Source organism: Sphingobium sufflavum, from assembly GCF_021403115.1.
Taxonomy (GTDB): Bacteria; Pseudomonadota; Alphaproteobacteria; order Sphingomonadales; family Sphingomonadaceae; genus Sphingobium; species Sphingobium sufflavum.
In genome coordinates, this window is the sequence record NZ_JAJSSH010000014.1 from 96,564 (window position 1) to 106,698 (window position 10,135).

The following is a 10,135-nucleotide window of genomic DNA, read 5'->3' on the forward strand; positions in this document are numbered from 1 at the left end:
AATTCTTTCGTATCGAACAGCGATGCGGTGGAGTTTCTCGAGCCTCACTAAAATCAAAATAATTAATACAAATTACATTGCTCAAATCTGGAGAAATTCCTGAATCCGGCATCACATTTCTTGGGAACCCCTAGATGTCGATACAACCTAATGGCGCCCCAATATTCTGCTTATCAATTTTGCTGCTTTATACCGCAAGAAGACACCTAATATGTTCCAGGCATGAGGATTGAAAGGCTGATTTAGAGCGACCCTAGCTAACAACTCATGGTCACGACGATTGACAAAGATCGGATCGATTCCCCGATAGAAACGTGCGAACTGTTTCAAGCCAAGCACGTCAGGCATGTTGAATACCCCATGGAAACCAAACTCTCCGCCGCTCTTCTTTTCCCGCTCAAAGGAAAATGCCTCGGCAATAGCTCTATGGGCGAATCTAATGCCATGGTCGACTTCGAGCCCGCGCCTATGCAGACGGCAAATCTGCACATCTTCAAGATCGTCGGTTTGAATATCAAGGCGGGTGCAAGCATCCAGAAGCCGCGCTGACCGAAGCGAAAAGCCTCCATTACCTACATCATGGCCGTCACGGAACTGCGGCCAGCATGCCCCAATATAATCATAGTCGAGAAACTCATCTCGCCACGCAGCGGGATCAAGAATGAAGCCATCCCACTGCACGATCAGCACATGGCTGGAGGTGACATGAACCGCGAGTTGGCGCAGCAGAAAGTCGGAATAGGCCTTACGCGATCCAAGAAATGGCACCGATATCAGGCTGACACCGGATGGAGTATCTATCTCTGCATTGGAGAATAGCTTTACAGCATGAAACTCCGCGACATCCATGCAACGGCGAAGGGCTTGAAGTGTTTCCGGCAAAAGAACGCTGGTCACCGCGCACAGCGTGATATCCGGCAAGTTCAATTTTTGCACCCCGGCCACACTGATGCCGGTCACGGATTCAGTTCCAGATACAACCCCTCGCTTCGCCGTGAAAAGCGGCCGTTAAGATAAGGATCCTTATAGATCTCGGTCCCCCAAAGCCTCCTCAGATTCGCCAGTTCCTTGCTGAAACGTTCATAATTTTCCGGTGCCATGTCGCTGCCCCGCGACTTGGATTCGTGATGGATAAGGATCGCCTCAGGACAATAGACATTGTGCCAGCCGTGGCGAACAAATTTGAGACAAAGGTCGATATCATTGAATGCTACCGGGAAATTCTCTGCATCAAGCCCATTAACCGCCAGAAACTTCGCCTTTTCAACGAGCAGGCAGGCCGCAGTTACAGCAGTCACATGCCGGCTGATATGCGGCTGGCCGAAATATCCCCAGTCATCGTTCGCAACATGCCGGTGCAAATGCCCCGCCGCTCCTCCCAGGCCAATCGCAACACCTGCATGTTGTATGGTGCGATCAGGATAAAGCAATTTGGCACCGACTGCCGCTATGTCCGACCGCACCGCATGGCGCATCATCAAGCCCAACCAGTCACCGTCCAGCATTTCCACATCATTATTGAGAAGACAGATAAAATCTCCTCTAGCCTGTTCTACGGCTCGATTGTTGATGCGTGCATAATTAAATTCGCCAGACTGGGGAAGAATAGTGACACCCGCAGATGCCAGCATTTTTAAATAGATTTTCGTACTCTCCTCTTCACTATCATTGTCGATGACGATGATCTCGATATCTCCTGGATAGTCGATCATCTGCAATCCAGCCATGCAGGTTTTGAGCAGATCGACATGGTCGCGTATAGGCACCAATATGGATACAGATGGCGGCTGCTTCGGGAATGGCCAGCGAACTATCGTCACTCCATGACCAATAACAGCGCCAATCTCCGCAGGCTCCCCAAGGATTTTCAGAATGTTGATCGCACGATCGCCATCTTGTCTGGCATCAGGCCCCCGGCGGTGGATCAGGACATGCTCAACATGCCAGGGGCGGCCACTGCCTTTTGCAAGGACCGCAACCGCGAACAGAATGTCTAATTGCACTTCACCATGACATAGAGGATGCGCCATTAATGCCTTGGCGCAATCAGTTCGGATCATGGCGGCACCGCTGACATAATCCTGCGTGGCAAACTGCAAGGCGTCCCAGTCCGGCTTCATCCAGGGTTCAGCGCGCTCCCCCTTTGAGTCGAGACGATCTTCGTCCCAGTAGATGACGTCCGCAGCATCACTGAGAACTATCGCCTGTTGTAGGATACGTTCCGCATTTCGAGCCAGTTCATCACCCGCGAACAACGGCACAATATATCCAGCCTCACTGCCAGTCTGGTGCAGAGCCTGACGGAGCGTCCTACACCCTGCCATAGTTCCATGCATTTTCGGTGAGCAGATCACTTCAAAACGTGCATTCGCGCCAAAGGCACCCTGCACGCTGGCGATGGAAAATTTGATCTTGCCTTGGTCAACCTCTTGATCGATCAGGATAAGGACGGTGATGGGCCAAAGAATGCCACCATTCCGCGCCTCTCCGAGAGGAATGCATGAGACAGCCTCCACACATTTGATCCAGAAAGGATAATAGCGAGGATGCCGAGCAGCCATTTTCTGCACCATATTGCGACTGCGAACGACCTTGCCGCGCAATCGCCACATCAAACCTTCCAACGCTGTTCTAGGATCCACCTTCAGCGCCAACCCGAAGATATAAATGCGTTCCATCAAGCGCTGCGCAGATTTCAAAGTCTCAACCCAAATGATAAAAAGCATATATCATGCACATATCAAAGTCGAGAGTAAATATCCTCCGCTTCACGAAGATCACTATAGCGCTCCGCTCGACCATCGTTGATAATGATCGCATCGCTACAATAACTTTCCACCTGTGGTAGACTGTGAGATGCGAGCAACAACGCTCGGTCCGAACGCTTTTCAAACAACTCATGGTAGCATTTTCGTTGAAAATTCTGATCACCAACCAGAATAACTTCGTCGATCAAATAACAGTCAAACTCAATTGCCAATGACAATGCGAAAGCCAAACGCGCCCTCATACCTGAAGAATAAGTTTTCACTGGCATCCGAAGTTGCCGACCTAATTCACTGAAATCCTCGACGAAACTACGCAGTTCGCCATACTCATGACCATAGATGCGCGCGATAAACCGAGCATTGTCATACCCAGTCAGACTTCCCTGAAAGCCACCGCCAAACCCCAAAGGCCATGAAACGCTCATTTTGCGAACGACTTTGCCGGACGTCGGCATTTCCACTCCGCCAATGAGCTTTATCAAAGTTGTCTTGCCCGCCCCATTCCGGCCGAGCAATGCAACCTTCTCCCCTTTCTTGATAGAGAAGTTGATCCCCTTGAGAACATGCTTGACCTCATGGCCGTGCTTATACGTCTTTTTTAGGTCAATACATTCGATCATGGCTTCTACTCGACCACCAGATTCTTTCGCACTTTCCGACACAGAGCAAGCCCGATGACGGTAATGATTGCGCTGAATGCTACGGGATAAAAGAAGTCATAGGTAGTTTGGACCGCTTCCCCGAAAAGTCCGGCACGCATCATCTCCATGGCGTGCACGGGGGGAGAATACCACAGAACCTCCTGCACCCCAGGTGACAGCCAGGACATCATGTTGAATGCCCCGGAAAAAGGGATCATCAAATAGGTCGCAACAGGGACGATCTTCTCCATGATCTCTGACATCTCACTCAATGGCGCGAGAAGAAAACAGAAAGCCAAAGTAAAGAAGGAATAATAAATCCAACCGAGCAGTAGCATACCTAAATCAGCTGGGACAGGGAACAGATCGAACGGCAGCAACGCAACAGCGATGAATAGATACGCCATCATATGGCCCAGAAACTCTAGGAGGAACCGCACGAGCACGAAATCCAGAATCTTGATCTGGCGATGATGCATCAGGCTGCCGTTCGCCGTGAACAACACTATGGAACGTCCAACGGCATGTCGAAACAAGACCAGTGGGATATAACCGCTAATCGTGAAAGCAACGACCCCGACGCCGTGCTCCTCCGTACCCTTCATAAAGTGCCACATTAATGCAACACCGCTGGCGAACATGAGTGGCTCGGCCATGATCCACAGGAAACCGATATTCTCCCGCCCAAACCGGGTAGCCAGTTCGCGTATCATTAGCGCATTGATCACGCGGACCTGAATGCGCCACCCCTTGGACAACGACGCCATAATCAGTCCTCAGGAGCATGTTCGAGAATGCCAACGATTAGCATCCAGCCGATAAAATACAGACAGAGCGCTGCACCCAACACGGTCAGGACTATCTTCAATCTGCTGGGATATTCGGCAAGATCTGGCACATTCGGCGCCACGATGCGCTGGAGGTAGAACTGCTGCTTAACCGCTTCCGAGCGGGCCTGCTCCATAGCCGAACTCGCGATCGTCAACAATTGAGTCGCGAACTGCTGTTCAACCACCAATGCCTCATAACCACCAAGCTTCGATGCAATAGCCGAACGTCCGCCGACAACCTGCCCGGTCTGTCCGCCAATCAAACCGCTGATCGCGGTAATCCGCGATCTTATGCTTGGCAAGGCCGGATGGTTCGGCGTCTCTTTCTGCATGACATTGGCCTGCGCCTGCAAAGTGGCTCGCTCCACCTTCAGCTTTGACGCGATTTCCAAGATTGCTCCAGCCTGCTTCTCCGGATCGATCAAATCCTCCGAGTTGCGGAACTGCGCCAAGCGCACCCGTACATCCTTGAGCCTCGCCTGCGCCTCCGCAACGCGCTTTTCGGTCTCGGCTATCGCTTGGCGTTGAGCGCGATCATTCAGCCGGTTGACGAGAATCTCACTCAAGTCCAACAGACTGCGATTCAGAACATAGGCTTCCTGGGGGGTAAACGCTTTGACCGTGAGCCGCACCAGGCCAGAGTCATGCGCGGCGTTCACATCCACCATCTTGCCATAATATTTGAAAAGACTGTCGAACTTGTCTTCCTTCAACGGAAATGGAAAACGCGACAAACGATCAGCAACAGGCGACATATAAATCGCTCGGACATTCTCCCGACGCATAACGTCATGTAAAGCGCTACGGCTGCGAATATAGCCGATGACCTCACTAGTCTCATCCTGCGAGCCCGACACACCTGTTGTCTGGATCAAATTCGCCAAGCTGCTGATCTGAGTGCCACGCTGCCCCGGCGCCTTGATGACGAAACTGGACTCCGATACATATTGGTCCGACGCGATGAAACCATAATAAATGGCAACCAGCGACACAGGAAAAACAACAAAAAGAATGAACCACTTATGCTTAGCAGCCCATCGGCCAAGCCCCCCTCCCTTCTTCGGCAACAAATGACTTGAAGCGGGGGCAGTCTCTTCTTGAGAAAATTCGGGCATCACATTCATAAGGATTTCCAGATTCTTCGCCCCGTATCCATGCCCATATTATATATTTCAGCACGGCAAAATGTTTCGTCCCAGCAGCGAATAAAGGCGCTTGCGTGCCAAACCTCTAATTGAAATCTCAGGGTGTCGCAAGGGGCGTAGACACCCCCTTCCCTCCATTTGCCTTTTGCCTTTGCGGCCGAAGGGATGCTAGGCACCCCGCTTCATGCGCCAATCCTCTCGACAATCGTCCAAGGTCAGCAAAAAACCATGAGTTCCAACTTTCGTTCGGCCCGGCCTCCTTTGGCCACTCTGCTCGCCTCCACGTTGCTGGTTTCGGGATGCGCAACATTGCCATCGAGCGGTCCAACCGGACGCGAAATTTTGAAGTCCCAGGCAACTCCAGACAATGTCCTAGGCTTCCATGTCGTGCAGCTGACGGACGCGCAATCACTCCCCTTGCAACCCAAAGAAGAGACAGAACCCCTGATGCCCACAGCAACACGGGATTCGATCAATCTCTTGGGAGTTGGGGACACACTCCAAGTGGTCATATATGAAGCTGGCGTTTCGTTGTTCGCTAGTAGCGGAATATCGCAGGGTTCAGTCAGTGATACCGGGTCAGCCAAGGGCCAGACCTTGCCGCCCATCACGATCGACGAAACCGGCCAAATAAGCATTCCATTCGCCGGCCGGATCAGGGCGGATGGTATGACAACCTATGAATTACAAGAAGTCATATCCTCGCGACTTCGCGGAAAGTCCCAGTCGCCGCAAGTGCTTGTGTCCATCGCAAACCCAGTCTCGCAAGCAGTTCTCATTGGCGGTGAAGTCACTCGACCCGGTAGGATAGTGATAGCGACCGGACGTGAAACCCTTTGGGACTCCATTACGCTGGCAGGAGGCTACCGCGGCGACCCTTCGGATTTGATTGTGCGCCTGACCCGAGGCTCGCAGATTCTGGAAGAACGAGTCTCGCATCTCGCACGGTCGTCGGTTAAAGATACACGCATCCTGCCCGGCGATCGAATTCAAGTCTACCGCCAACCATTAACGTTTACCGCCTTCGGCGCCCCCGGCAAAGTCGACCAGTTTGCGTTCGGCAAAGAAGATCTGAACCTGATCGAAGCGGTAGCACGGGTCGGCGGCTCGAACCCCTCCGCTGGCGACCCTTCTGCTATTTTTGTTTTCCGTTACGTTGCAGAAGATGGAGTGGAAAAGCCGGTGATCTACTATCTGAACATGAAAAAGACCGGATCCTACTTTCTGGCCCAGAAATTCGCCATGAAAGCGCAGGACGTTCTGTACATCGGCAACGCCAGATCCAATCAACCATCGAAGCTTATCCAGATCATCGGCCAGTTCTTTAGCCCATTCCTGATGATTCGCACTGCCACGACGGCAAACTGAACGCCCAGCGCAGTGATCGAAAGCAATCTGTAAGATAGTATACTTAGGAATAAGAGCGACAGTGAGCGCATAACTTCACCCGTTCGTACAGTCATCATGTCCGAACGGGCGATCACGCCTCAACCTAATAGCGGAGAATGCGGCGCCAAAAACCTGCTATCCGTTAGATAGCAGGGCCAACTCCTACAAGCTATATCAAGTCCAGAACGCCAATGGTCATAGAATCTCATGCGGTCACAAAATCGAGTCGGTCGATTTTCTAGGATATTGCCGACTAGAGATTCCCGGCGATATCGACAACAAGTCCGATCCTATGTGATCGCAATCGACGAAAAGACCATCATGTGTTCCTGCGATAAGCACTTGAGGAGGTGGAAACGTCAGAGCGCAACTTGATCGTCTCCAAAACTTCTGCATCATCACGCTGCTCTTCACGAGGCGCAAACAAAGCCCGCCCACGCTGAACGGCAGCAGGCGCAGGATCACGAAGATAATAGATAGCCAGACTCTTGCGATAAACGCCTTCAGGCACGCTCATCTGGCGGCTCATACCATGCCAGCTATTCTGCGTCGTATTGAACAGAATGGCACGATTAAAAACAGGGGGCACTTCAGCAATCAACTCGCCGGGCGCTTGCCTCTCGGCGTCATGCCCCCAAAGCCCAAGATGGCCGCCGTGCTCTTCTTTCAACCCGGATGAAAGGTAGACGATGATATTAAGAACCCTTTCCAAGCCCAACTTTGGGTGAATTGAGTAATCGACATGTGGATTGAGGTTTCCTCCCTCGCCATGCATGTGCCAGCCGCCGCCGTTCAGGCCATGGTCAACATATATATTATCACCCAAGGCGTCCGCTAACAAATCAGTGACCGCCTCCGACTGCAATGTTGAGAACGCCTTGTAAGTCATCTGGGGGAAACGTTCCCAGCTGTTCAATGCCTTTTTATGCTCAATGCTGTTATTATAGAAAAACCAGTCTTGAGATTCATAATCAGGGAACTCACTCTCAAGCGCCTTGGCAACATCATCTTCAAAAAAGCCATCGACGATGCAATGATCAAAAGGCTTTGCTCCAGAAAATGTCTTGAGACTTTCCTTCAAATTATCATATCTAATCATAGTATAATCTAGGCCTTTTTGTTCAGACCGGTGATGTCCGAAAAACCAAACACAATAATGCAATACCAACCCATGTCGCCTGACTATTCAGGCTGGAAAAGCATCCCTGGCATCCCAATTACTCTATCAAGTCAAAACAGCCTCAATCTCTTGCAACAGTTCCTGCACCTTGCCCTCTATATCCGCCTCCTCAAAGAAGGCAGCGGTGGGTTGCGCATCTAAGGGTGTCTGCGCGAGCAGCTTTCTAAGAAAACTTTCCATGCGATCCGTACTCACCGCACCCGCGAGCGAAAAACCATAGCGCTCCGTCCAAAAACGTGATCCGCCCGTATTGACAAATGAACAAACCGGCACGCCCAAGGACAGTGCTTCAGGCACAACCAGCGGATTGGGATCCTCCCGCGCAGTCAGCATAAAAAGATCTGCCCGCACAATCGAAGAATAGGGGTTAGCCAATAGTCCCGTCCAATAAAGATTGTCGAGCGGACGCTCGCTATTCATGGCCAAAGCAGGATTGACCACTTTTGAAGTGTCGTCATCCCACGGCCCGACCCACAGGAAATCACATTCCGGAACGCGCAATGCCAACTCCCAAAACATATCGCTGCCCTTACGAAGACAGGATTGACCACACATGGCAATAAGGGGGCGAGTGCGACCATCCTTGGGCGTATCAGCCAAGATCGTTTTACGAGCATTGACTGCTTTGGCAGGCTCTTCCAAAGACTTGCGCGCGACGGCAGCACAATCGATGCTCACCCCAAAATTGACGATGGACCGACTGCCGAGCAACAATTCATCCCGTGCGTCCCGACCGCATTCCTCAGACGCAGACAGAACAAGGTTGGCATGTCGAATGTCTCCGATGGAATAGATGCCTTCCACAGCCAACGCCCGAATACCCGACCGCATCTCATGGACATGAACCAAGAACGGGATCTCTAGCATATAGCAGGCAGATGCCCAGTCTGCGGCAGCCAGGGAGTTTATGTATACCAAGTCCGGCTTGAAGCGTTTCAAATAATCCTCATAAAGCTCGACCCGAGAGCTGAGCGACAGGCGGGATGTTTCATGGCTAGTGTTAATCATCGCGACATCGGACAGGCCCGCCTTTTCCGCAAAGGCGCGAAGCGGGCCATCCTTCTTGGACACAAGCGAAACCGTATGCCGCCTAGACAGTATACTGGCGATGTCCAGGCCGATCTTGGGCGCGCCTGTCAGGCTGAAGTCATGAAGAATAAAAGCTATCTTCATTAATATATCCCGTGCATTATTCGGATATCATTATGATGGCTGTCGACCATAGCCGCGCTATCAACAGTGAATTTCACCAGAAACCGTTCCCGTGTACCATGGCTGCACCGTCTTCCCTGATCATCGCCACAGAAACCTGCAACCACATTCCTTCATGACATTACCGAATATACGTTCGATCGAATGCTCAAGCTGGCCGTCAACATGATGGTCAAGCCCCTTACCGTCGCCGGTAAGAAATTTGTATGATTTCATGGGTTCGTACACAGCACGCATCACTTCCGACCGCACCATCATCATTGTACCGGATACATATTCACAATCGCGGTTCTCCTCAGATATCTGATAGATATCGAACAGCCGGCCCATACGATCGAGATTTTGCTCCATACTTGTATGGCGTGTACGCACAGCACCAATAATACCTATTCCAGTATCCTGGATAAAGGCTGCGATATTCTGCCTGATACGCGTCCTGTCGCCTAGAATGGCACCCAACAAATTCTTCTTCCAGATCGCGGCATACTGCGCCGAGACATGCGGACTCTTCTTCGAATGCATCATCGTGAAGGCAACATAGCGCTTGAAATCAACATGATCGAGCAAACGGAAGAAACCGCCGATATCACGCCCCTCATTCGGGGATATCTGGATATGCCCCTCAGGATAGGAAGTCCTAATGTTGGCGATCGCCTCGGTTGTCCAAGTCGACTCAACCAAGTTAACGTAAAGGTCGAACGCCACATCGATGCGTTCGATATATTCCTTCAATTCATCCCACATCTCTGGGTAATAGAGATGAACGAGCACACAGAGCGGCACCTTGTCGCCTAGATCGTCAATAACATTCTCATCGTAAATCTCATCTGGAGGTGAGAATGCGCCATAGAGTTGCGCCTCGCAATAGGTGCGCGCTTCGCTCATGCCGCCTGAGAGATAATGGTTGAGCGACCCCCAAGGACGGTCTTGGAACGCGAGTTCCAGATCGGCGTGCAGTGCAATATATTCC

General features: G+C 51.5%; 9 protein-coding genes. 1 reads left to right on the top strand and 8 read right to left on the bottom strand.

The features are described from left to right. Window positions 1–147: 147 nt before the first annotated feature. The 5 genes from LWE61_RS17780 to LWE61_RS17800 are packed head-to-tail and all read right to left on the bottom strand — an operon-like array spanning window position 148 to window position 5,363. Entirely contained in the window at window positions 148–960 is an 813-nt protein-coding gene (locus LWE61_RS17780; protein WP_234151994.1) for a DUF5672 family protein, read from the bottom strand. Then, window positions 957–2,726: a glycosyltransferase family 2 protein gene (locus LWE61_RS17785; protein WP_234151995.1), complete on the bottom strand. Its 1,770-nt coding sequence runs from the start codon at window positions 2,724–2,726 to the stop codon at window positions 957–959. The genes LWE61_RS17780 and LWE61_RS17785 overlap by 4 nt, the downstream gene beginning before the upstream one ends. A 14-nt stretch (window positions 2,727–2,740) precedes the next feature. Further along, window positions 2,741–3,388: an ABC transporter ATP-binding protein gene (locus LWE61_RS17790; protein ID WP_234151996.1), complete on the bottom strand. Its 648-nt coding sequence runs from the start codon at window positions 3,386–3,388 to the stop codon at window positions 2,741–2,743. Between the two features lie 5 nt (window positions 3,389–3,393). Beyond that, window positions 3,394–4,176, bottom strand: coding sequence for an ABC transporter permease (locus LWE61_RS17795; protein ID WP_234151997.1), 783 nt, complete (start codon window positions 4,174–4,176; stop codon window positions 3,394–3,396). A gap of 2 nt (window positions 4,177–4,178) precedes the next feature. Beyond that, complete coding sequence (locus LWE61_RS17800) at window positions 4,179–5,363, bottom strand: capsule biosynthesis protein (RefSeq protein ID WP_234151998.1); 1,185 nt, start codon at window positions 5,361–5,363, stop codon at window positions 4,179–4,181. Window positions 5,364–5,612: 249 nt separating this feature from the next. Here LWE61_RS17800 and LWE61_RS17805 point away from each other — a divergent pair, with 249 nt between their 5' ends. Continuing rightward, window positions 5,613–6,752, top strand: a complete 1,140-nt coding sequence (locus LWE61_RS17805; RefSeq protein ID WP_234151999.1) for a polysaccharide biosynthesis/export family protein — start codon at window positions 5,613–5,615, stop codon at window positions 6,750–6,752. 340 nt (window positions 6,753–7,092) lie between these two features. On the opposite strand, the gene LWE61_RS17810 is transcribed toward LWE61_RS17805, so the two are convergent. From LWE61_RS17810 to LWE61_RS17820, 3 genes are all read right to left on the bottom strand, one after another. Next, window positions 7,093–7,854, bottom strand: coding sequence for a 2OG-Fe(II) oxygenase (locus LWE61_RS17810; RefSeq protein ID WP_234152000.1), 762 nt, complete (start codon window positions 7,852–7,854; stop codon window positions 7,093–7,095). 144 nt (window positions 7,855–7,998) lie between these two features. Further along, window positions 7,999–9,126, bottom strand: coding sequence for a glycosyltransferase family protein (locus LWE61_RS17815; RefSeq protein ID WP_234152001.1), 1,128 nt, complete (start codon window positions 9,124–9,126; stop codon window positions 7,999–8,001). A 120-nt stretch (window positions 9,127–9,246) separates the two neighbouring features. Then, window positions 9,247–10,135: rhamnan synthesis F family protein (locus LWE61_RS17820; protein ID WP_234152002.1), on the bottom strand; the 889-nt coding region annotated here is incomplete at its 5' end.